Here is a 20516-nt window from a genome sequence, read left to right as displayed (position 1 = left end):
GATTAGGAAGTTAGCATGAGTAGAGAAGATCCGCAGTTTCGCATACGTCTTCCCATTGAATTAAAAGAAAAAATAGAGTTATCCGCTAAGACTAATAACCGCTCCATGAATTCCGAGATTGTGCAAAGGTTAGATGTTAGCTTTGTTGAAGAAATATCCAGCGATAAGCTAATCTCAGCGCTAGATGTGATTAAAATAGCGTCAGAAGCCACCGGCAGACTTTCTACTATCATATTTAAAAGGACGTTTGAAGAAATTAATAGAAAGGCAAGGATCGGCCACAAGTCCTTTTCCATCACGCTGGACGACTTAGAGTTAGATGGGTTGAGCGAGGATGATTTCGTTTCTGTATTCGAACCTACCTTCAATAAGCTCAAGGAACTGGGATATGAGATACCAGACTCAACCTGGGATGTTACCGGATTTTTAGTGGTTGTCCCTTAAAAAATGCCCACCTGAGTGGGCTATCGTCAGTTTAATGGCAATGGCTTAACATCTACATTACCGCTAGGATCTGCAAATAGTCTAACAGCTTTAGTCTGGTTTGCTTGGAGGTTGATATCGCGCCCGCTGGGAACAGTATCAGATATGCACATTTTCCCTTCACCTTTTACCGCTACATTCCATTCACCTGGTTTAAGATAAAATGTAGCTTTTTCGCCTGGATCTAATACAGCAGCTCTAGTGTTGTTTAGATAAACACCTGTAAAACAAGCGCTACCCAAGTAACCTTCATCACGAACAACAATAAGCTTTGCATTAGCCTCTTCATTTTGGATTTGGTACATCAAAACTCGTTCTTGCGACGCTGGTTTCGCGTCACTGGGCAAAACTGCAGTAGTAGCGCACCCAGATAGCCCCAAAAAAGTAACCAACAAAAATATTCTCTTCATTTTCATAGTCTCGTAGCTTTAGGCAGTTTAAATTTTATCATCGAGAAGCTCGAATGCCAGGGTTTTGAATAAGGCAGAAAATTCAGATATCCTCGGCCACAATACCCGCGCTTATGATAGCTCCACCGATCTCACGCTCCCCATACAAGACTGCCACAGGATTCCCCATCGCAATAGTGTTGACTGCGCCGCCGAAAGCATATGAGGGTCTATTGTCGGGATCGTCGCGGCCCTGCAGGCCCTTCGGTTGAGGTGAAAGCATTTGGAAAACACCTCCTGCCATCGTACCAATGCCACCTGAAATCAGAGCGCCACCTGCAGGGGCGGCCCAGCCATAAGATAGCCCAGTTACAAGGATGCCGGCAACCACCATCACTGCGCCAAGTATGGTCTGAAACACCCCAGCCTTCTTCGCCCCTTCCATCACCGGCGCGATGCGTATGTCATTTTCACCGCCTAGGCTTTTGAAATCCTCAACGCCGATATTGCGTTTTCCCCGGAATACCGCGAACACCATGCCATTTTTCTTGGCGTTCATGAGATAGCTTTCCAGCCCGTCAAAGTTGACGCACAGAGCCTTAACCGCTTCTGCTGATGTCTGCACTGCCATCTTGTGAACACGCCCGAATCGGGCACCAAGTGCGCCATACAGGCGAATAGTGGTTAAGCGAGCCATGGTTTAATCTCCTGTGGCAGGTGTTTGTGACGAACGCAGATCATCGTGCGTTCTTTGAAATAACCTCGGGCATACGGAGTAATGCAGGAAGGCTGCCCGTAAAGGTGATGGAGTAGCTCACCTTCCTCGGTGATGATGCCCGCGTGGTTCCATTTATTTGATTGCACCTGCATGATGACCATGCAGCCAGGAGCAGGGTCACACTCGACAAACCCCTCTTTCTCCCAATTGTCAAAGTAGAGGTTGTCCGTATACTGGCTCTCCCACCACGGATAATCCACACGGAAATCGTTCAGCACGATACCCTGCGTGGCGTGCCAGTCCATAATCAGCCCCCAACAGTCATGCGAACCCAGAATAAACGGACGTCCGATCAGTGGTATCACTTCTGGCGCTATCTCTGCGTACTCGTCGCAGTCGGGCGCATAGATACCCCACACAACGCCGGAATTATTGCACTGCTGGCGATCAAGACCCGACGGAATGGGCCGGGCCCCGTCGCCTGGGTGGGAGTGGATGACTCGAATAATCGTTCCGATATCTTCGGCGTTAGCCCAATACTCTCCGTCTATGCGAAAATGTTCTGTCGGATTTTCGTGGATGTTCGGTACGGGAATATATCGCTGGCGGCGACCAGACTGAATAACGAAGCCACAGCACTCGCGTGGAGATTCCTCCAGTGCATGCGCCCGGATAGCTGCCATTATGGTTTTATTCATTGATGCGTCCGTTTATCGGGTGAAGAGAACAGTTGCCGGGAAGCCTCCAAAATCAAGGATTGCCGCGTCAGGATCAGCCAGGCCAGCGCCAAACCGTTTACGGCAGTCACTAAAACATCCGCCACACACATCAAGAGCAGGATCTGATACCGGATTCCCTTTCGCGTCGAAATATACAATGCCGTTATAGGTGCACCCATCTCCGCTACGATACTGGCCGCGCAGCGCCCATTCACAAAGCGATGTGATTTGTCGGGTGGGGATCACAAGATTCTGCAAGTCGGCCGGGCTGCTGAGTGCCCAAGTGATCATCTCGTCGTCTTCGGAAGTTTTGGTATCAAGCCAGAAGGTCTGTAGTGTGAACATTGACGAATCAGCTGTAGGGTTCAAGCCACCAGGGTAATTTACGGCATCGAGATAAACAGCATAGGTGTCGATAATGCTCACTTTTGCGTTAACCATGTCCTTAAATTGTAGGCATAGTGCAGTGATATGGCCGTCAAGATTTGAGACACTGAGAGTAGGCTCCGCCGCCTGGTCTGTTGAAAGTTCCAGGCTTGCTACCTGAAACGGCCAAAAATCGTAGGTATTGCCACCGAAGACGATTGGCTTGGGTCCAAGCCTTTCTTCATCTCCATTGGCAGCATCGATTTCTTCCGGCGTATGGGGAAAAGGTGCGTAGTGGAATCGGTGGATCCCTCCACTGAACTCTGAAGCGTCAACTTCAACCAAGCGGACCCTGCCACCCGGCGCCAGCATCGCCGCCTGATCGACTAATGCCATTATGCGTACACTCCGTAAGCCCGCTTGATAGTGAACGTCAGTTCCGCTGCGTTGCTATTAATCATGCCTTTTCGCACCGAATCAGCCACAACGCGATAAAGCCCCTTTTCTTCTCCCGGCGGGGTAATGATGAAAGCTTTTACAGTATGGGCCAGGAGAAAAGCACGAATCTCGTTAACCTCAGCCTCCTTGCCGACATATACCATCGGGACCTGTATAGCCGTGGAGTTAATGCCGTTATCAGCTGCCTGCTCATACCCGTCGCCAAACCGAGCTGTTCGGATTGCCTGAGCGTACTCAATGGGCCCACTGCTTAGCTGTATAGGCCATTTATAAGTTTCGATTGCCATATGTCTCCCATAAAAAACCGCCGAAGCGGGTGTGACAGATATCAGAAAGCAAAAACCCGCCGAAGCGGGTTAATATATTAATGGGTTGATTCTAATTGCAGGCCTCATTTCCGACATAGTCTGCAATTGAGCCATCAGCTATTGGTGAAAGATGATCGTCTGGTTTAGATGAGCGAATTTCACCTAATGTCTCGCCAGAACCTAAATACATAACCTTCCTTGCGCTGCAATCGTAGGCGCGCTGCGAATAAGTTGTACCGGACTTTCCATCTCGCTTGGTGATTATAGTGGCGAGATTTCCTTTGTTTCCAATCTCCAGCACGGTAAAAGTCGCATTAGGATCTGACGGCACGTGCAGATTGTAAGGCGGCTTGCTAGCCGCTGCAGTAACCGAAACTATCGCCATTGCACCAAAAATCAGTTTCTTCATATCCCTCTCCCCCTAAGTAAGTATGGCGATAATACTAAAGCGGATCTGATGCAATTGGAAGCAAGAAAGGTAAGCAGTCGCCTAACAAAAGGCAACTAGGATTTGATGCTAGTTGTTGTCTCTGAAGTCTTGGGCGACGCGAGATAAGTAACTCATGATTTCATGCTTACGGGCCTTTTCATGGGCATCTGGATGCATTATGGCAATCAGCGAATATCTGTTTTCATAGAGTTCTCCCTGTACATATACCAAACATGCATCGTTATCAGGGTCATCGCGTTTACATACCCTGTCGTTTTGAGGCCGATTTTTTGGGAACGTTTTTGGGGGAAGGCATAAATGAATGTGCATAAGTCCAGACCGGAACGCACTATGGGGCTGAGTGTAAGCTACGTCTCTGCCAAAATAACTAGGCAAATCATTTGTGGCTTTATATCGTTTAAAGTCTTGAAGAATGGATGACTCTAATTCCGGAAAGCGCAAGAAAGCCTCTGAGAAGAAGCTTTCTTTGGTGTGGTAGTTTATCGAAACCTCAATATGCTCCACTTAACCTAGCCTTAATGAAATTTCAGAGTATTCATTTTGGCTGTTGTTAATGATGCCAGTTCTTTCACAGCCACTAAATCGGTTTCAGATTCAAACTCCACAGCATTGCGCATCAAACCTTTTGAGAAGCTGTTAAGTCGAGTAGCTGAAGATCGAGCTTTTGCAATATGGCGCCAATAGGCTCTCAACTCTGTGGCTACGAAATCAGGAAGTTCTTCAGTTGCGATAGTTTTCTTAATGTCCTCTTCAAAGGCCCTTAAGAACATTTCACACGCTTCGGTGGTTTCTAGACCATTTTCCAAAACGTAAAATTTAGCAGATTGCGAGTCCATCTCTACAAGCCGAATGTAGTAATCATCCATTGCATTAGTCAGCTTGCTTAAGGCTTTTTTACCCTCTTCTATGCTGCGAGCATAGTCATCAATAGATGGGGCACCTTTAGATGATTTAGCCATTATGGGTGCTGGTTGCGCTATAAAATCCTGAGCCATGGCAGCAGGTTGAGCCAATGGCCCACACAACGCAGCAAATGTAATGGCATTAAAGGGATTCATTACAACCTCGACTAAACTTCATGGAATTCCTGATAACTTGTGTTATCGGAGTGAAGTCTAATACCTTTACTCATAAATGAGCAATCTTAAACCCTACAAGATCGTAGCAAGTTCGGCGACGTTTGAAAACACTCGTTTGCACGTTATGCGATTTTAACAACCATTTACCAATCTGGTAAGTGACGATGTCGTCAAGATCGGGCTGCAATACTGAACACCTGTACATTACTTCAGCGTAATGAATAGCACTTTTTGCAAAAAGGCAAAGAAGAGCTTGGATGTTTTTCACCCTAGTCAAGAGTTATACTCCGCCGCCATTTTTTTGCTTCCCATCCTTTTGGCTTTCCTCGCCATATAGTCATCAGCCACCGCGTCGCCTCTTCTTTCGTGGAGCCCTTCAGATCTGGATTCCCAGTCGGTGAGTGCGGTAGCCTCTAGCGAGGCTACCGGATGGCATTAGCGGCCTTTAACAAATTTGTAAATCATTCCACCGTCCTTCAGTTGTTTTTGCACTACCTGAATAGCGGCTTTCTGCATCTCGGCCGCCAACGCCCTGCCCATTGCATCCCCGCCGCCCACCGATTGCACCGACGAATTACCGCTGGCATCAACATGTACGGTTGTTTGTATCACTGGTGCCGGGGTGACTGTACCAGCGTTATTACCCAGTCCGTGCATAGGTGCTCGCCCGACCAGCCCGCCATCGGCGTAGCCACTCATCATGCCGTATAGATTTGACACTCCGATCCGCTCAGTAGCCTCTTTTGTGAATACAAACTCACCTTTGTGAACCACGCCAGCGGGCTCGTACTTATTACCAGGTCCGGTGTAGCCACCACCATCAAACTGCGGCGTGTAGGCATGAAAGTCTGTCGACACCCCCATCGCTCCATTAGAGCTAAGTGAAGCCGTTGAAGCTGTGGACGCTGAGGCTCCAGCGCTAATCCAGCCCATTGCGGCCTGAACGGCCTGGGCGATGAGTAGCTTGTTGATGACTTCGACGATCATCTTCAGCATGGACGAGCCAAACTCTTTGATATTTGCCTTACCGGTAGTTACCAGGGTTGTCATCATATCGGCTAACCCGTTGAATCCTGCCTGCGCTACCTGCTGAGCGGAGCTGAAAGCGTCCGTGGCGCTGTCGGCAAAGTCGGCCCAGCCTTTCTTAGCTCCAGACAACCAGTCCTCGCGTAGCGCGTCCTGCGCAGAATAATAATCCTCTGCTGCTTTCAACTGTGCCTGAAAGCCAGCATCTTTCAGGTCGCCTCCGGCGTTTTTCCAGCCGGAAGCGAGCTGCGCTCGTTCCAGTTGCCGCTGAGCTTCGCGATTGCTCAGCGTTGAGCCAGCAATCATCGCTTTGGTTTTCTCAGCCATCTGCGTGGCGTACTTCTGCGATGCATCCATACGCTTGTTAAGTTGCTCCTGAGCGGTGATCTGGTCGCCCAATAGAGCTTTCTGACGTGCTAACTGCAGTACCTGGTCTTTACTGGCGAGCAGGGATTGCTCCTGCTTTGAAAGCTGCCGAGTACGCGCAGCCTCCTCTAACACAGTGAATTGTGATTCCGCTTTCCAGAGGTCTTTACGCTGCTGGCTAATCACATCATTAATGCCACTGTGCTGTTGCAAGACCTTGAATTGCGCCTGCAGCGCCAGCAGTTCACTTTGACCAGTATACTCCGCCCGGCTGCCAGCTGATGTGGTGTAAGCACGCGCCTTTGGCGTCTTCGAATCCTTGAACTGGTTGTTGATGTTCGCAACGCGCTTTTGGTATTCCGCATCGGACATTCCGACATTGCTTTTTGGATCTGAAGCCGCCGCCTGGTTCATCCTGATGCGCTGGCGGTCCAGGTCTGCTATAGCCTTTGTCCGCTTCTCCGCATTTGTCAGGCCCTGGTTTAACCCCTGCTGTAAAGAAATGGCGTCTTTCAGGTTCTGATTGTGCTGTGCACGCGCATCACTGGCCGCTTTCTCCTTCGCCATCTGGACATCACCCTGGAGAGTAAAAGCGTTAATCTGAGCGTTCAGTACACCCAATTCTTTGCGCCATTCATCCAGCCGACCATTCGAGCGGTTGTAGCCAGTCGCTTCGGAATTGCTGATCTGCGCCTGAATACTGTCCCGGCGGTTGGTAAGTGTCTTTAGCGCTTCGTTTTGCGTCGGTGCGCGACCAATTCCCTCGATTGCATCCCACATCCCTTTTGCCATGTCGGTCAGGCCGCGCATGATGCGGGAAATCGTCCCCAGCGACTCCTTCATGTTTTTAGCGGCGTTATTCATACCGTCTGCCGCGGCCTGGTTGGCAGCAGCCAGAGCTTCGGTATAGCGACCCTCTTCCTGTAACGCCGCAATATGCTCGTACTGAACCGCCGTCAGGAAGTGATATTTATCATTAAGCGCGAGAATGCCTTTAGAAGGGTCGTTTGCTAGCGCAGCAAAGTCTTTGGCCAGGTCATCAAGCGCTATACCTGACTCTTTCGAAAACTTCGCAGCAGAAACTGTGAGCATTTCGAAGTTGGCACCGGCCGGCACGCCAGCTTTCACCAGACTGTTCAGTGCATCAGAGGCACTGGAATACGAAATACCTGCCGCGCTAGCCGCTGATACCGTATTCTGCAGAGATGTAGCCGTCAGGCCGGAATAGCTGTTGGTCAGCGCCAGAGACTTTCGTAGCTCTTCGGAGCGCTCTGCAGCGCTGTAGAAATTGTATGCCACCAGCGCGCCGGCCGTTACCAGCCCACCCATCGCCAGCCTGACGGGAGTAATCAGACTGGACAGCGCCTTGAGCGAATTGCCAACGCCGCCGAATGAGTCTTTGATCTGGCCGCCCTGCTGAATGGCTATCATCCAGATGGGCATACCACCAGCGATAGAAGTCGCAATATCAGTAAACTGCGCTGGCAGCATGCGCATAGCCTGTCGGTACTGCCCCGCTGATATCTCACCGCGCTTCCAGGCGTTTTCCTGATCGCGCAGCCGCGCAATCATCGGGGCTGCCTGAGTGGCAACGCCCAGTTGCGCGGCTTTCATCTCCAACAGTTCGGACCGTGTTTTATCAATGGCGTTTGCTTGTTCCTGCAGGCTGGCAATAAACGACTGCCCAGTGGCCACGGCGCGCTGTGCAGCCTGCGCCTGTTCCAGACGCGCCCGTCCTTCGGCCGTTTCCGCCTCCATAACTTGAAACAGCTTTTGCCGCGTGGTTTCCAGCACGGCGTTATAACGGGAGTAGTCATCATCATCGACCATACCCTTGCCGCGGTAGCCGGACAGGCTTTTTTGCAGGCCTTCAAGCTCGTTCAGCGCGCGGTTGACCGGGCTGATGCGGTTAAGCAGATTCTGGAGCTCCTGTTTTTGGTGCGCACTGGCTTGAGTAGCTGCCTGAGAAGCCGTCTGATTTTGGCGCTGCGACTCGCTGAACTGACGAACGCGCTGATGCAGCATCTCTATTTCTCGGGCTGTCTCTGCCGTAACTTTGGCAGCCCCTTTGTTGATACTGCCAAAGTTATCCGCGCCTTTGGCTGCTCCCGCCGCGGCACCTTCGAAATCATCCAGCGCTTTGCTACCGCGCTCCAGCTCGGAGGTGTTGACGCGCAGAGAGATTGTTGCAATATCGGACATCAAGCCCCCTTATGAATCATATCCAGCGCTGCGCGCTCCATGATCCGAATATCGTCAAGAACGGCCGCCTCATCTTCCACGCCGCTTACTTTCATCAGCCAAGGCAGTACGTTGTAGTCCAACCCGGTAACCCCCCCCACTCCGGTTCGCCACTGCGTAGCCATGGCGCGAAACACTCCGAATGCGGCCCAGCAGTCGGGCCAAACTCCAACGATTTGCTCTTCTTCGGTGTAATCATCGGCACTCAGGCCGAAAGCGGAGAGCTCCTCTGATGAGGGTTCTGGCGTATAGAATGCTGAGGCAACCGCGATCAGTTTTTTTGACGATTTCCCATCAGCTCGTTGTAGTAGTGTCGAGTGATCGCTTCCAGCGCGCGCGGATAGTTGTCCAGCAGCGTCTCAAGGTTTTCCCGACCGAATACATCCGGCAGCGCCCAGGCTTCGATGATTTCCATCAGGAATTCGACGGCATTTTTGCCCTCCATTGATTCAATAGCCGCCAGCTCTTTCAGTGGCTTGTGAAGAAAGGTGAAGGTGATGACGCCATCCTCATCTCCGGCGCGAGGGATTGCAACGTTAACCTTAAAGGTCGGTTTAGGCTGGAGCTGGAAAGTTTTTGCCATGTTTTCCTCAGATATAAATCAGGCCCGGCAAGCGGGCCCGTTAAAGGTTGAATTACGCGGCGCTCTGCGGGGTAACGTCTTTGTAAAACGTCATGTCACGGGACTGGATGGCAAACGAGGGTTGCACCGTCTCAACAGCATTCGGCGCCGTGGTTGGCTGCGGATCGAAGGATGGCTTACCTGACCAGTAACGGGTTTCCTTCGCTTTTGGCACATACATGCGCATCGGCAACGTATCACCGTAGCGATCGGCAGCTGACAATACGCTGTATATAGGAAGCGAAGAGTCGTGCGCCATCGTAATAGTCTGCGACTTGGCCGCCTTATAAGTCGCAAGATTTCGCTGTCGGTCATCTGAAAGAAACTGAATCTGCGTGTACTGCTGATCGCCGCCCGACTGAGCAACCTCTGTAATTTGCGGAATTTCAGTCCACTCGACGACTTTGGTAAGGGAGCCGGCACCGGTTCCCACAGGGAAAAAGTTGGTATCGGTGCTGTTTATTACTCCGATCGTCACGCTTGTGGTCGTCTGTGCTGTTACGCGCGCCACCAGACTATCAACCAACGTCCAACCACTCGAGACCAAGACTACATCGCCGACCGCAAGGCCGTGACCACTTGCAACGGTAAAGACAGCGCCTGAAGCATTGCTCACAGACGTAACCGCCACAGGCGTGGCAAGTTTGGAGCCGACGAAAATTGTGGCACCATTAGGTAATGCGAAGCCCATAGGGATTCTCCATGAAGAAATATGAAACCGGCTGAGCCGGAAGGTTGTTCAAGCTGAGATATCAGCCCGGTAGTTGATGCTGACAGGGATAGTCCAAGCGTTATCGGTTGAGATGCCGGCATACTGTGCGGGTTCGCCGCTGACGTAGCAGATAAACCCCTCTCCCTGCACCTCAGTGCCGTTGGCAAAAAGCGCCTCAATCTGCGCAGCGATGGCCCGGCCCTCTGCGCGCCCCTGTGCTGCAGGGATCACCACATTTATCTGATAAACTCCCATAAAAACCTTACAGCGTTGGCTGAGGTCGATGGCATACGGCGACGCTGGCATATCGTGAGAAGTCAGGTAAATACCTCTGGGCGGATCAAAAGCAATATTGTCGTAAGCCACTGGTAGCCCCTGTGCATCGGCCCACTCTCCCAGCCGCGCCTCCAGCAAGCCGATGATATCGGGGCGGCTCACAATTGCACCTCCTGCACCGCTTCATCAAAGAACCGCTGAAACTCAGCGGCGGTGATCCGCACCATGCCGCCGGGGGCCTGCTTCGAATGGCCAAACTCCAGCGGGTAGGCGTAGGGCACGTTGTTGGCGAAATAGACCGCCGTCATCCCCACTTTAAACTGCTCGATCACCAATTTACCGGCGGCGATGGTCTGGCTGCCCTGCTTATCAACGTGCCCGGTTTCACCCTCCGCCGACTGGTTGAACGACACCTGCCAGTTGCCACGAAAGCGGCCGCCGGTATAGCCCGGTGGCGCTTTAAGGCCCATGCTGTCGTTAACTTTTATTCCCCGGCGCAGCCGCCCGGCTTTGGTTAGGTTGCCCGGGCTCTGGCGCAGCAGGCTGTTATGCTCGGCCACCGCCGAGTTGTAGGCGATCGCCGTCTGGTTGACTTCCCATAACTCCGGGTTGCCCACCGGCGACATCTGCACCAGTCGCGCCAGAATTTTGATCGATACCGCGCGCACCACCCCCTCCTGCCGCGCCTTTGCTTGGCTGACAAAGGCGCTGACCGACGCCATAAACGACTTGTTATCTGACATATCACGCCCTCAGCTGTGCCTGGTAGCAGATTACTATAGGGCCGGGCTTCACCGGATGGGGATGCACGATACGGTGAGGCTTACTGTCCACCTCAACCAGATCACCAATCCTCAACTCCTCATCCCAGGTGAAGAGGATGGCCACGTCGCCGGCCTGAATGTTGCTGCCGTCGATTTCGCGCGGGTCGTATTCGGTACGTACGCCGATGGCGGTGAAATTCAGATCCGGCTCGCGCACCTCTTTCCCCGCCACCACTTTGATGCTGCCTTTGCGGGTCACAGCGTACTGCATGCCGTTATCGGTCAGCAGTCGTTTGGCGGTGGCGCGCATGCGGGTGTAGTCGATCGCCATATCAGCCCCGCTCGGCAAAGGAGTTGATAGAAAATCCACGCCCGGCGGTAAGAGTCCCCAGCACCGCGAACACGGCCGGATACTGCGGGGTGAACGTCTCGCCGTCTGCTACCGCATAGGTGGTGGTCACTGCCCCTTCCACGCGCTCCGACTTCACTGCCGCTTCGCGTACGCTGCCCAGCAGCTCCCCGTTCATCGCCTCCAGCGCCAGCATGCACTGTGCATTGATGACTTGGCGGGGAATTTTTCTGGCAGGGATCGGGTAGCCATCGAACCAGGCATCGCTGCGCGGCCACGCCAGCGGTTGATACGGGTCAGTACGCCGCCCGTCCCACTCAAGCCCCTCTAAATAATCCATGGCACGGGTCAGCATCACCTCAATGTCGCCGGTGATCTCCCTGCCCCGCCGGTCCGCGAATGACTCCAGAACCGCCACGCTGGCGTAGCTGTTAAAGTCGGGCGAATCGGGATCGCTATTAATCATGCTTCCCCCTGGGTGATGGGGCTTACGCCCCATATGGTTAGTCACCTGTCGGCGCGGTGTAGGTAATCGTCTGCGACGTCTGGCTCACGCCATCCACCGAAGCGGTGACCGTGAACGTGCCGGCAGTGGCCGAGGTGATTTTCACCGTCGTGCCGCCGGATGAGCCCGTACGGGATGAGTTAGTACCAAGGATCCCGCCGGTCGTCGTCCACAAGACATTCGCCCCAGCGACGCCTGCGCCGTCTCTGGTGTATTTCAGCGCCAGGGTTACCGCGTCAGTGCCGTCAGCAGTTGCGGTGGTTTTATCCGCCGACAGCATTACTCCCCCGCGGCGGCATCCAGCTTGATCAGCACGCCAGCCGTGGATTTGTTGCTGGTGACGTGCTTTTTCCAGTTGGCACCGGTGCCGATCTTGGTCAGGTCCGGGTTTTCGCCTTTGGAGGTGTCCCAGCTGTAACCCATCAGCTCAACGTTAACGGTACCTTCCGCACGGTAGCCCACCGCGAGGTTCTCTTGGGTATTGATGTCGTAGGAGCGGAAGCCCGGAGCCTGCGATTCGGTGATGGTCACCGCACCGGTCACCAGCCCGAGGATCGCGTTCACGTCCATGGTATCGGTGACCAGCACCGGTTTACCCAGGGTGCCCGGCTGGCCGCCGTACACCACCACGCCAGCCTCTTCGTAAATCTTATTGGCGATCGCCTCGTCGATGATGTCGAAGTAGGTGGCGGAGTGCATGACGAACAGCACCACGCGGTTAAATTTGTCGCCGTACTTACGCAGGCCACGGGTCAGGGTTTTCTTACCGTCGGTGGCGATATTGGCGTTCACCACCATTTCGTCGTTCGCGCCAATCGCCGCCACCAACCCTTTCAGGCCGTACTTCACGTAACCTTCGAGGGTAGCATCAGCCACGTCCACGCCGATCACTTCTGAGAACTCATCCACGCTGCGGCCGCGGCGTTTAAACGCCTCTTCGGTGGTTTCGTAAGGGCCGTATTTCCATGGCGCCTTAACCGATACCGCCTCACCGGCACCGATTTTTTTGCCGCTGATGGTGCTGGTTGAGTTGACGTCGCGCGACTCAATGCTGCCGCCGACTTTGTAGAATGCGCGCTTGCGAAAATCGCCTTCGATCAGCTCGTTATCCAGCAGGATCGCGCCGTTAGAGGAGGCGTTAAACACCTCCAGATTATCCTGGCGGCGCTCGAGAAACGCGGTCTGCGCCAAGTCGTCGTAAATCTTCAGGTCACTGTTAACAGTGGTTGCCATCGTCGTTAAATCCTTTATTTAGGAAGCTGGAGGAAAGCCTGCTGGCCGTGCTTACGGATATAGGCTGCTTTATCGGTGGAGGTCATTTCCGAGCGTTTCAGGCTGCCGCCGCCCTGCTTGTGCCCGCCTGCGCCGGTACCTTCAGCGCGCGGGAACAGGTGGGGAGCCGTCTCCTTGAGCGACTCGGCCCACTCCAGAGGGGTCAGCGGCGTCTTTCCGTCTTTGCCGAACAGAACATCACCATTTGCATCAACCGCTACGGCCTCGCCTTCGTTGTTGAGCTGGAATGCGCCTTTGGCGCGCAGGATCAGGTCGTCGGAGGCCTCCGCCAGCGCACCGGCTTTTGCCGCTGCTGCACGGATAGCGTCGCCAAGCACCCGATCCCGAAATTTATTGGAAAACGCCTCTGCCTTGTCGGCGCGTTCATTGGCCGCCTTGATCTGCTTATCAACGTCAGAACGCATACGCTCAGTACGCTTATCCAGCACCTCGTCAATTTTTCCGGCGGCAATAAGCTTTGCCTCTTCGTCGTCGGAAAAACGCTGCAGGATGCTGCGCACGGCGTCAGGATCGATGCCCTCAAAGCGGGACAGATGTTCTTTATGTTGTTTGAGGGTACCCAGCAGCTCAGCGTTTTTGTTTTTCAGGCCGGTGACCTCTGAGGCCACCCGCTCATCAATTAGCTTCTGCATTTCCGGTGTAATTTCCGGCTGACCACCGCCGCCACCGCCGCCTTCTTCTTCGCCGGCAGCGGTGTAATATTTAGTAAGCATGTTACGAATTAGCATCAGTTTCCCCTTGGGATTTGCCGGGCTTTGCCCATAAAAAAAGGCCGCCCATAGGCAGCCTTATTGTGTTAAAAATCGTTGTCAGACGTGACCGTTGGCCTCGTCCATTGTTGCTGCGCTCACCAGAGAACCTATCATCCTCGCTTCCACAGTTGTTCCACCGGCCATTCTGGCCAGCTCATCGAGTTGCTCAACAAGATCATCTGGGCGAGGTTTTGAGTGGTACAGGTTATGCGCCATTTTCAGGTATTTGAGTTCTTCTTCAGCCATGCAAGGAGCTCCGGTTCGATACGTGTCTGATCATCCTCGCTGCCAAGCATGAACATCGCAAGAGTTTCGGCAAACAATTCCCTCTCGTTCTCAGATGCGTAATAACTGACCGGACGCCACCACCCGCCCTTATAAGCTTCTGCAGTTATTTTTCTGACCTCTGCCAGCCGTTGGTAATAAAGATGATGTCCCATTTCATGAATTACAGTCCCTGCGATACTGGCTACAGCCGCATAATTGAACTGGATTTTTTCTGCCGCATCAGCTGCAGAATCAGAAATGGTGAACAACTTATCCAGCGATAAATCCGAAACAAAATCATATTTCGTCTGCTGAAGCGCAAAGTTACGCCACTCCTCCTGCTTCAGTGCCCAAGGTGTGATATGCACAGATTTCGTTTCAGAAACATATGCACCGGCAGCAGAACCTTTAATCCCCGGCACCTCACCAAACGAACTCACCGGCGGTAGATCGAAGCGTTCAATTACGTCCCGCATTGCGCCGGCGGCGATTCGTGCTGACTCCAGCGTAGTGCCCTCCGGAAAGCGGATTTCATCGGCAATAATGCCACGCATCCCTTTCTCAATATCTGCCACCGATTGCGCGTCAGCCAAAGAAAAGCCGGGATATTTCCCGGCCTGTTTCGACTCTGATAATGCTTTAAGCTGGCCCAGCGTCAGCCATTCACCCTTATCGGTAAACATATCCCCCAGCTGCAACTTACCGGCGCGGAAAAGTCGCCCACGCTCGGTACCCAGCACCTGATCCTGCCGCACCGGAGACTGACGAGCGAGCCATTCCAGATAGGTAGTATCCTCCGGCACCTGTCCATCCATACTGGCACGGGTGCCAGGCGACATTTCGTCACTGCCTATCCCCAGCTCGCGCCACGATTTGGTGACCAGCGTTTCAGTGGATCGGCAGCAAAAATGGATACGGCCAGGTCCCTGTAGATAAGGGATTTTATGCCCCACGGGCTTTCCTTCCAGCGTGTATTTTTTCCGGTCGCGAATGATGCAGATTGGCGTTGTCTTATTATCGAGCGTGGATAACCACTGCTTACAGTCGAGAATATCGCTATTTGCCTCAGCGAAACTGTCACGCGCAATCGCCGCAAGATGGTTCACCGCCGTTTTGGTAATGCTCATGGCGTTGGCCCGGCTCATCTGCAGCGCGCCATCCTGCCGGTTAGCAGCTGCGGTACCACGCACCTTGCGGGCGATCTGCTCGGTACTATCGCCAGCCATATAGCCGGTGCGCACCGCGTTCATCACTCGGGCAAGCCGATCGGCCTCGAGATTATCCGCCCACTCCTTCAGTAGCCGCCCCTGAAAAGGACGAGACATTGCCGTGGCATAGACCACATCAGGCGTTATTGCCGCCAGTGGATAACGGCGCAGCACAGGGCCGGGAAGCAAATTACTGAACAGATCGTACTGATAACCCACCTCATGCGAAGACAAAGCCAGCAGCTCATCGGCCAGCGTGCCGAACGCGCCCTGAACCGCTATGCTGTTCACTTTTCGCACGCTGTCCAGCAGACTCTCCAGTCTCGCCACGGTGAAACTTTCGCGCGGCAGGTCTTCCAGTGCCACCAGCAGGCGTGCCGACAGCTCAGCGTCGCTGTCATTGAGGATTTTCACCATACGCCTCGCTGCCCCGGTACCGTAGCGGCTGACAAACAGCGAATGTGCGATAGCCTCATCACGCAGGCGGTTGTTTACCTTGTTCATTGCTACCGCCGATCAGCGTGGGTGTGGAATTATTCAGCTCGTCGATAACCGATTCCGGATCGGCGGCTGGGTCTATGAGGTCCAGCTTCTGCATAGCTCTGACTAAATCGGCGCTACGAATGGCTCCGGACTGCCAGGCGTTAACGACAGCGGTCACCATGCCGGACTCTGCCACTCGTGCGATGAATTCATGGCTGATGGTGTAAGCCACTGCTTCGCCCTTTAATCCGATATAGCGGGCGCACCAGGTCAGTACGCGACTATAGGCCTCTGATACGTTAGAGACGCAAATACCCAGAACCGAGGTAGACGAGCTATGTTCGCTGCTCGACTGGGTTGCGGTCTTCGCCGTCGCATTCTGTTCTATCAATCGGGCACCGAGAGCCACCATGTAATCGCGCTTGCTGTCCATAGCCTCTTTCGCCAGCATATTCGGCTGAGCCTGGGCGTAACCAAAATTACCCTCTTTAGGTAACAGCAGTGGCGATCGTGAGCCGATCTTTATGCCTGTTTTCTCGAGGTGATCGCGCCAGCCCTCGTCGAGGCCGGAGATGTGCGGCTGCACCTGCCCACAGAACCAGACGCTGTCCTCATAGTCAGCGCTGTTGCGGTAGTGCCCATGGTTAATTTCGGTCAGTGCCGCCAACGGAGATTCATCGATTGTCGGATCGTTATTTTGCGCACCAACGAAGGTGAAAGGAATTTCATCCCAGAAGTTCTCTCCCTTCGGCTTGGGCTCATACTCGCTGCTGATCTCGAACGTTCCGTTTTGCGTATCCCCGCTACGCCGCCAGACGCGGCACTTAAACCGCCCCTCTTCCAGCGCCAGCTCTCGGTACTGAATCAGCTCCTTGAAGCCATAGCCATCCGGCTCTTCGATGCACTCGCGCAGCACCACTAATACCAAGCGATTGCGCCCGTTAACGCGCTCTGTTCGCCAGTTTGTAATCTGCTCGGCCTGATATCGCAAGATGATCGCCTGCTGGCCATCCTCGGCAAAATCGACGTAGAGGCCATCACGCGCCACTTCCAACACGTTCTCGGTCACCAGCTGCGACTGCTGGTAAATACTAGTGCCAGCACCGTCAGCGTTGGTCAGCAAGTAGGTAAGTTTATCCGGTCCGGTGAAAGTCGGGTCTTTACGAAAAGCCATGCCCAGCATGCCAATTTTGGTGTTGCCGGTTATTTCATAAAACACCGCGCGCGCCAGATAATCATCATTGCGCCGTTTGTTGCGCTCCGAGGTATCGGAGGGGTCCAGCTTAGGCAGATAGGCATGCCCGGCAGCCCTTACGGCATCCGCGCCCCGGCAGAAATCGCGCAGCTTTTTCCAGCTGGCGCAGGCCGCTTTTTGTTCCGGCCGCACAAAAGTGATGTCGTAGTTTGCCATCAGTAGGTGGTATCCATTGAGATTGAGTAAGCAGCTTTGCGTACATTCTTTTTGACGACGGCAAAATATCGGAACGCATCAGCACCGTGCGATGTGAAGTCGTGCAGCGGCTTGTCTTTCCAGCAGCCGCGCTTGTCGTCCCACTCCTTGCGGTAGCCCTCAAGGTGAGAGATACCCTGCTCACATTTAGCGGAGTCGAAAGCGCATTTGGGGAGGATTTCACGTACTGAGTCGATGCCGGTGTCAACACCGAGCTTTGGCGCGACTTTGAAACGGATAGAGTAAACCTGCCCATCTATCTCGAGGCCTTCCGCTGCTATCTGTTTACGGCTTTTGCCATCACCGGAAAACTCTCGGTTATCGATGTCGTGCGGTGCCCAGTGGTCGCCATATTCGTAGCCGCGGTCTTTCAGCACCTTCATGTAGTGACGAAGGCCTTCGCCGCTGTTCTCGTAGTAGTCGATAACGTGGAACTCATCACCAATCTCACGCACGAACCAGATGGCCGTTGAGTCACCTACGCCTAAATCCCAGAAGGTGTGAACCAACTGATGAGAGTTATCAGGCAGCTCACCAACACGCTTATTCGTGTAGAGCCAGCGGAACTGCTTAGCGTAGTAGGCACCCTCGACAGACTGCTCAAAGGCTTCAGCCGGTATCGATGGATACTCGCGCTTCATATCGTCGCCGAGCGTCTTCTCTTTGGCGTAATACCAAGCCTTCTGACGCTCGTTCAGGCTGATGCCCTGCTTAGCCTCAATATTGTCAAAATAATCGCTCAGACGCTGCGGTAGTGGCTCTACCGGGTCGATTGCATAAAGTGGATTCTTCCACCAGGAGAAGAAGAAAAACTTCCAGTCGAGGTTAGACAGCTGCTTACCCTGCAGTTGAGCTTTCTCAGCCGTCTGGCAGTAATCGAAAAAGTAACTAGCACGACCTTCAGCCGTGCTCTCAATCGTGGTAAAGCAGTCACTTGATACCGCCTCAAACGCACCAGTGACGATCTCCCGCGCTTTATCGGGAAACTTAGCGCATATCTTGCCGAACTCTGAAACGTGCAGGAAACGCAGCGTGCCGCCACGGAATGACGTACTGACGTATAGTGATCCACCCTTCTTGAATACCAGCTCACCCGCAGAGTCATTGCTCGCCGGGTTAGCAGCCCTGATTTCTGCCGGCAGCCGGTCATAGGCGTATTTCACCTTTTCGCGGAACAGGCGTTTAGCATCATTTAGGGTATGAGCAATCAGGGCGCATTTGGCAGCTTCGAACAAAGCCGCGTCCAGCTGGATAATACACACCTCGGTGGTGAAGCCTAACTGGCGAGCCTTCAGGATGATGTTACGGGTATGCATGCCCTCGAAGTATTCAAGCTGCTCAGGCGTCATTTGGAAACGTACTGGCTTGCCTTCTTTGTCGGTTATCCAGTATAGGTGATTCAGTCGCCAGAGCTTATCCCGCAGAAGCTTGAGGTGTTCTGGCTTCATTCTCACCCCTTAGCGAGATCGTCCATCAGGTCGGAAAGCGTACCTACCACATCGTGCTCAGTTTTTACCTGCTCGCGGAATGCCTGGACAGTTACATGCTTACCAAGCAATTCGAGGTTCTTGACCTTGTCCGGCCATTTGATTTTCTTCAGCAGCCCAGCCGCATCACCTGCCACCTCAGTGACGTCCATACCTGACAGCGTGGTGCGCCAGACTTTGGGCCAGTCTTTGATTGGCTTCAGCTCACCGTTGGCGTTGAGGATGTCGAGCACGTCCATCTGGTCAATCTCTACCAAGCGGCGCAAGACGTAATCGGCGTTAACCTGCGCGCGCTCGTTACGCTCTGCTTTCAGTTCTGCGATGCGATCCTGTATTTCAGGTTTCTTCAGGTTTTCCTGTCCAATGCTGTAAGCGGTTTTGTCGCTGTATCCCGCTCGCTTGGCTGCCTGAGTTGCATTCAGGTCTGACAAATACTCACGGGCAAACAGCTCTTGTTTGTCGGTGAGCTTTGCCATTTAGCATTTCCTGCTGGTTGGTTTTGTGTTTTGCCGTGATGCTGCGATAACACCGCATCAGGATTCAGTGTGTTTATTCTGTGAAGGCCACTATTTAGCAACCTTGGAAGAATATTCTAAAAAGCCGTTGTGAAAGTGGCTCTCTATGCTGCTGCATACAGTAGCTTCATCTGCCCTTTGACCGTGAATGCTGACATGCAGCGCGCTTCGAAGTCACGGTAGTCGCTACAACCATTAGCGATTCCGGTCACCGCTATTATCTGGTTCTCTACCAACCGTAATGCGTCTGGTTTAAGGTACTGGTGTATCTTGTCACCAGCAGCAAGCCTGCTTTTTACTTCAGCATAAACTTCAGGTGGCAGTACTGGGCCATAAATCCACTTGGCGCTTATCATCCCGAACAATGCCGGACGCCTGCCGGGGCGATGGCGGGGTAACCCGGACATCTTAAAGAGCGCAGCATAAAACGGCTCGCTAAAGCGCTTCTCCCACGGCTGAGATTTGTCTAGAAGAAAGATAGCCTTGATTCGCTCATCATCTGACTGGTAGCCCGCATTACGGATAATCGCGTCTATCTGCTCGTCGCACCAGATTTCAAAGTCTACCGAAAGCCATTGAGCGAAACGAACAGCCAGCTTGGGGTGAAGCCATGTTCCACCGCCACGATCCTTACGAGCTCTGCTGGTTTTTACATATGTGATTTTCCCATATCTAACTTCCAGCGCATGAAGATAGCGAACGGTTTCAGGAAGCCTTAGCCATTGGGCTGGTTCTTTCCCAAATTTATCTGCTGCTGTTGTGGCGTCAAACCATCCATCTTCATTAAATCGCATGGGATGGCCTTCGAACTGAATCGGAATAATATTGCTCATCGGAATTTCCTTTTAGTGGTGAACCTTGTCTCACAGGAGTACGGCCCTCAGAAGGCATCCGACAGCCAGCCGAATTCCTCAAGGGTCACCCTGAAAGGTTCTGAGTTAAATGCGCGTGAGATGCGCGGTGAAATGCAGATACAAAAAAGCCCCGTATCAGCGGGGATTTAATAAAACTTGTATTTTCTAAGAACTTTCCTAGAATCCTAATTGAGCATGACAGCTCACCTTGTACTTACCGCTTTGCCACCACACCAATATCCTTGCATCCTCCAACGCCAGGTGTGGTGGCTCTTTTTACCTCAGGCACCGCTGTAGTCGGGGGAGGCATCATCAGGCCCACTCGTAAATGGGCCCTGTGATGAAAGCCGTTGTGAAAGTGGCTATCAGTGATG

General features: G+C 53.1%; 25 protein-coding genes and 1 pseudogene. 1 reads left to right on the top strand and 25 read right to left on the bottom strand.

Features of this window, described 5'->3' with window-relative positions:
- Nucleotides 1–15 precede the first annotated feature (15 nt).
- Nucleotides 16–444, top strand: a complete 429-nt coding sequence (locus BS626_RS01270; RefSeq protein ID WP_075180594.1) for an Arc family DNA-binding protein — start codon at nucleotides 16–18, stop codon at nucleotides 442–444.
- A gap of 26 nt (nucleotides 445–470) precedes the next feature.
- Here BS626_RS01270 and BS626_RS01265 read toward each other — a convergent pair whose 3' ends face one another.
- The 25 genes and pseudogenes from BS626_RS01265 to BS626_RS01150 all read right to left on the bottom strand — a co-directional run bounded on the left by BS626_RS01265 (nucleotide 471) and on the right by BS626_RS01150 (nucleotide 20121).
- A complete protein-coding gene (locus BS626_RS01265; protein ID WP_240494244.1) occupies nucleotides 471–788 on the bottom strand; it encodes a hypothetical protein in 318 nt (105 codons plus the stop codon).
- Between the two features lie 187 nt (nucleotides 789–975).
- The gene (locus BS626_RS01260; protein ID WP_075180593.1) at nucleotides 976–1569 is read right to left on the bottom strand and encodes a tail assembly protein; all 594 of its coding nucleotides are present in this window, start codon (nucleotides 1567–1569) and stop codon (nucleotides 976–978) included.
- Nucleotides 1557–2288 (bottom strand): C40 family peptidase, encoded by a 732-nt coding sequence (locus tag BS626_RS01255; protein WP_075180592.1) that lies wholly within the window; start codon nucleotides 2286–2288, stop codon nucleotides 1557–1559. Before BS626_RS01255 ends, BS626_RS01260 begins: the two co-directional genes overlap by 13 nt.
- A 12-nt stretch (nucleotides 2289–2300) precedes the next feature.
- Nucleotides 2301–3071, bottom strand: coding sequence for a phage minor tail protein L (locus tag BS626_RS01250; protein ID WP_075180591.1), 771 nt, complete (start codon nucleotides 3069–3071; stop codon nucleotides 2301–2303).
- Nucleotides 3071–3421: a phage tail protein gene (locus BS626_RS01245; protein ID WP_075180590.1), complete on the bottom strand. Its 351-nt coding sequence runs from the start codon at nucleotides 3419–3421 to the stop codon at nucleotides 3071–3073. Before BS626_RS01245 ends, BS626_RS01250 begins: the two co-directional genes overlap by 1 nt.
- Before the next feature lie 91 nt (nucleotides 3422–3512).
- Nucleotides 3513–3851 (bottom strand): hypothetical protein, encoded by a 339-nt coding sequence (locus BS626_RS01240; protein WP_075180589.1) that lies wholly within the window; start codon nucleotides 3849–3851, stop codon nucleotides 3513–3515.
- Nucleotides 3852–3959: 108 nt separating this feature from the next.
- Nucleotides 3960–4397 carry a type II toxin-antitoxin system YafO family toxin gene (locus BS626_RS01235; protein ID WP_083615863.1) on the bottom strand — a complete coding sequence of 146 codons (438 nt, stop codon included), beginning with the start codon at nucleotides 4395–4397 and terminating at the stop codon, nucleotides 3960–3962.
- Nucleotides 4398–4408: 11 nt separating this feature from the next.
- Complete coding sequence (locus BS626_RS01230) at nucleotides 4409–4951, bottom strand: hypothetical protein (RefSeq protein ID WP_075180588.1); 543 nt, start codon at nucleotides 4949–4951, stop codon at nucleotides 4409–4411.
- A gap of 456 nt (nucleotides 4952–5407) precedes the next feature.
- On the bottom strand, nucleotides 5408–8566 hold the full coding sequence (locus BS626_RS01225) for a phage tail tape measure protein (protein WP_083615862.1): 3159 nt from the start codon (nucleotides 8564–8566) through the stop codon (nucleotides 5408–5410).
- Nucleotides 8566–8814, bottom strand: coding sequence for a DUF1799 domain-containing protein (locus tag BS626_RS01220; RefSeq protein WP_075180586.1), 249 nt, complete (start codon nucleotides 8812–8814; stop codon nucleotides 8566–8568). The genes BS626_RS01225 and BS626_RS01220 overlap by 1 nt, the downstream gene beginning before the upstream one ends.
- A 62-nt stretch (nucleotides 8815–8876) precedes the next feature.
- A complete protein-coding gene (locus BS626_RS01215; RefSeq protein WP_075180585.1) occupies nucleotides 8877–9188 on the bottom strand; it encodes a phage tail assembly chaperone in 312 nt (103 codons plus the stop codon).
- Between the two features lie 52 nt (nucleotides 9189–9240).
- Entirely contained in the window at nucleotides 9241–9918 is a 678-nt protein-coding gene (locus tag BS626_RS01210; RefSeq protein WP_075180584.1) for a phage tail protein, read from the bottom strand.
- Between the two features lie 48 nt (nucleotides 9919–9966).
- Nucleotides 9967–10377, bottom strand: a complete 411-nt coding sequence (locus BS626_RS01205; RefSeq protein WP_075180583.1) for a phage tail terminator-like protein — start codon at nucleotides 10375–10377, stop codon at nucleotides 9967–9969.
- A complete protein-coding gene (locus BS626_RS01200; RefSeq protein ID WP_075180582.1) occupies nucleotides 10374–10958 on the bottom strand; it encodes a hypothetical protein in 585 nt (194 codons plus the stop codon). The genes BS626_RS01205 and BS626_RS01200 overlap by 4 nt, the downstream gene beginning before the upstream one ends.
- 1 nt (nucleotide 10959) lies before the next feature.
- The gene (locus BS626_RS01195; protein WP_075180581.1) at nucleotides 10960–11310 is read right to left on the bottom strand and encodes a hypothetical protein; all 351 of its coding nucleotides are present in this window, start codon (nucleotides 11308–11310) and stop codon (nucleotides 10960–10962) included.
- A gap of 1 nt (nucleotide 11311) precedes the next feature.
- A complete protein-coding gene (locus BS626_RS01190) occupies nucleotides 11312–11794 on the bottom strand; it encodes a DnaT-like ssDNA-binding protein (RefSeq protein WP_075180580.1) in 483 nt (160 codons plus the stop codon).
- A gap of 37 nt (nucleotides 11795–11831) precedes the next feature.
- Complete coding sequence (locus BS626_RS01185) at nucleotides 11832–12113, bottom strand: Ig-like domain-containing protein (RefSeq protein WP_075180579.1); 282 nt, start codon at nucleotides 12111–12113, stop codon at nucleotides 11832–11834.
- The gene (locus BS626_RS01180) at nucleotides 12113–13066 is read right to left on the bottom strand and encodes a major capsid protein (RefSeq protein WP_075180578.1); all 954 of its coding nucleotides are present in this window, start codon (nucleotides 13064–13066) and stop codon (nucleotides 12113–12115) included. Before BS626_RS01180 ends, BS626_RS01185 begins: the two co-directional genes overlap by 1 nt.
- Nucleotides 13067–13080: 14 nt before the next feature.
- Entirely contained in the window at nucleotides 13081–13854 is a 774-nt protein-coding gene (locus BS626_RS01175) for a hypothetical protein (RefSeq protein ID WP_075180577.1), read from the bottom strand.
- Nucleotides 13855–13935: 81 nt separating this feature from the next.
- Entirely contained in the window at nucleotides 13936–14124 is a 189-nt protein-coding gene (locus BS626_RS18215) for a hypothetical protein (RefSeq protein ID WP_139308735.1), read from the bottom strand.
- 659 nt (nucleotides 14125–14783) lie between these two features.
- A pseudogene (locus BS626_RS18060) lies at nucleotides 14784–15857 on the bottom strand (hypothetical protein); the annotation flags it as partial.
- Nucleotides 15829–17247, bottom strand: coding sequence for a DUF4055 domain-containing protein (locus BS626_RS01165; RefSeq protein WP_075180575.1), 1419 nt, complete (start codon nucleotides 17245–17247; stop codon nucleotides 15829–15831). The gene BS626_RS01165 and the pseudogene BS626_RS18060, both read right to left, overlap by 29 nt.
- Nucleotides 17247–18734, bottom strand: a complete 1488-nt coding sequence (locus BS626_RS01160; protein WP_075180574.1) for a terminase — start codon at nucleotides 18732–18734, stop codon at nucleotides 17247–17249. Before BS626_RS01160 ends, BS626_RS01165 begins: the two co-directional genes overlap by 1 nt.
- Before the next feature lie 2 nt (nucleotides 18735–18736).
- Nucleotides 18737–19249 carry a terminase small subunit gene (locus BS626_RS01155; RefSeq protein ID WP_075180573.1) on the bottom strand — a complete coding sequence of 171 codons (513 nt, stop codon included), beginning with the start codon at nucleotides 19247–19249 and terminating at the stop codon, nucleotides 18737–18739.
- Nucleotides 19250–19392: 143 nt separating this feature from the next.
- Entirely contained in the window at nucleotides 19393–20121 is a 729-nt protein-coding gene (locus BS626_RS01150) for a KilA-N domain-containing protein (protein ID WP_075180572.1), read from the bottom strand.
- Nucleotides 20122–20516: the final 395 nt, after the last annotated feature.

This window comes from Pantoea sp. 1.19 (assembly GCF_001922585.1).
Lineage (GTDB): Bacteria > Pseudomonadota > Gammaproteobacteria > Enterobacterales > Enterobacteriaceae > 1-19.
The sequence above is the reverse complement of the archived record's forward strand: the minus strand, read 5'-3'. Positions and strand labels throughout refer to the sequence as shown.

Excerpts from the sequence above, each read along its gene's own strand:
- BS626_RS01270 (WP_075180594.1), top strand. The coding sequence starts at position 16 with ATGAGTAGAGAAGATCCGCAGTTTCGCATACGTCTTCCCATTGAATTA.
- BS626_RS01265 (WP_240494244.1), bottom strand. The coding sequence starts at position 788 with ATGTACCAAATCCAAAATGAAGAGGCTAATGCAAAGCTTATTGTTGTT.
- BS626_RS01260 (WP_075180593.1), bottom strand. The coding sequence starts at position 1,569 with ATGGCTCGCTTAACCACTATTCGCCTGTATGGCGCACTTGGTGCCCGA.
- BS626_RS01255 (WP_075180592.1), bottom strand. The coding sequence starts at position 2,288 with ATGAATAAAACCATAATGGCAGCTATCCGGGCGCATGCACTGGAGGAA.
- BS626_RS01250 (WP_075180591.1), bottom strand. The coding sequence starts at position 3,071 with ATGGCATTAGTCGATCAGGCGGCGATGCTGGCGCCGGGTGGCAGGGTC.
- BS626_RS01245 (WP_075180590.1), bottom strand. The coding sequence starts at position 3,421 with ATGGCAATCGAAACTTATAAATGGCCTATACAGCTAAGCAGTGGGCCC.
- BS626_RS01240 (WP_075180589.1), bottom strand. The coding sequence starts at position 3,851 with ATGAAGAAACTGATTTTTGGTGCAATGGCGATAGTTTCGGTTACTGCA.
- BS626_RS01230 (WP_075180588.1), bottom strand. The coding sequence starts at position 4,951 with ATGAATCCCTTTAATGCCATTACATTTGCTGCGTTGTGTGGGCCATTG.
- BS626_RS01225 (WP_083615862.1), bottom strand. The coding sequence starts at position 8,566 with ATGTCCGATATTGCAACAATCTCTCTGCGCGTCAACACCTCCGAGCTG.
- BS626_RS01215 (WP_075180585.1), bottom strand. The coding sequence starts at position 9,188 with ATGGCAAAAACTTTCCAGCTCCAGCCTAAACCGACCTTTAAGGTTAAC.
- BS626_RS01210 (WP_075180584.1), bottom strand. The coding sequence starts at position 9,918 with ATGGGCTTCGCATTACCTAATGGTGCCACAATTTTCGTCGGCTCCAAA.
- BS626_RS01200 (WP_075180582.1), bottom strand. The coding sequence starts at position 10,958 with ATGTCAGATAACAAGTCGTTTATGGCGTCGGTCAGCGCCTTTGTCAGC.
- BS626_RS01195 (WP_075180581.1), bottom strand. The coding sequence starts at position 11,310 with ATGGCGATCGACTACACCCGCATGCGCGCCACCGCCAAACGACTGCTG.
- BS626_RS01190 (WP_075180580.1), bottom strand. The coding sequence starts at position 11,794 with ATGATTAATAGCGATCCCGATTCGCCCGACTTTAACAGCTACGCCAGC.
- BS626_RS01185 (WP_075180579.1), bottom strand. The coding sequence starts at position 12,113 with ATGCTGTCGGCGGATAAAACCACCGCAACTGCTGACGGCACTGACGCG.
- BS626_RS01180 (WP_075180578.1), bottom strand. The coding sequence starts at position 13,066 with ATGGCAACCACTGTTAACAGTGACCTGAAGATTTACGACGACTTGGCG.
- BS626_RS01175 (WP_075180577.1), bottom strand. The coding sequence starts at position 13,854 with ATGCTAATTCGTAACATGCTTACTAAATATTACACCGCTGCCGGCGAA.
- BS626_RS18215 (WP_139308735.1), bottom strand. The coding sequence starts at position 14,124 with ATGGCTGAAGAAGAACTCAAATACCTGAAAATGGCGCATAACCTGTAC.
- BS626_RS01165 (WP_075180575.1), bottom strand. The coding sequence starts at position 17,247 with ATGGCAAACTACGACATCACTTTTGTGCGGCCGGAACAAAAAGCGGCC.
- BS626_RS01160 (WP_075180574.1), bottom strand. The coding sequence starts at position 18,734 with ATGAAGCCAGAACACCTCAAGCTTCTGCGGGATAAGCTCTGGCGACTG.
- BS626_RS01155 (WP_075180573.1), bottom strand. The coding sequence starts at position 19,249 with ATGGCAAAGCTCACCGACAAACAAGAGCTGTTTGCCCGTGAGTATTTG.
- BS626_RS01150 (WP_075180572.1), bottom strand. The coding sequence starts at position 20,121 with ATGAGCAATATTATTCCGATTCAGTTCGAAGGCCATCCCATGCGATTT.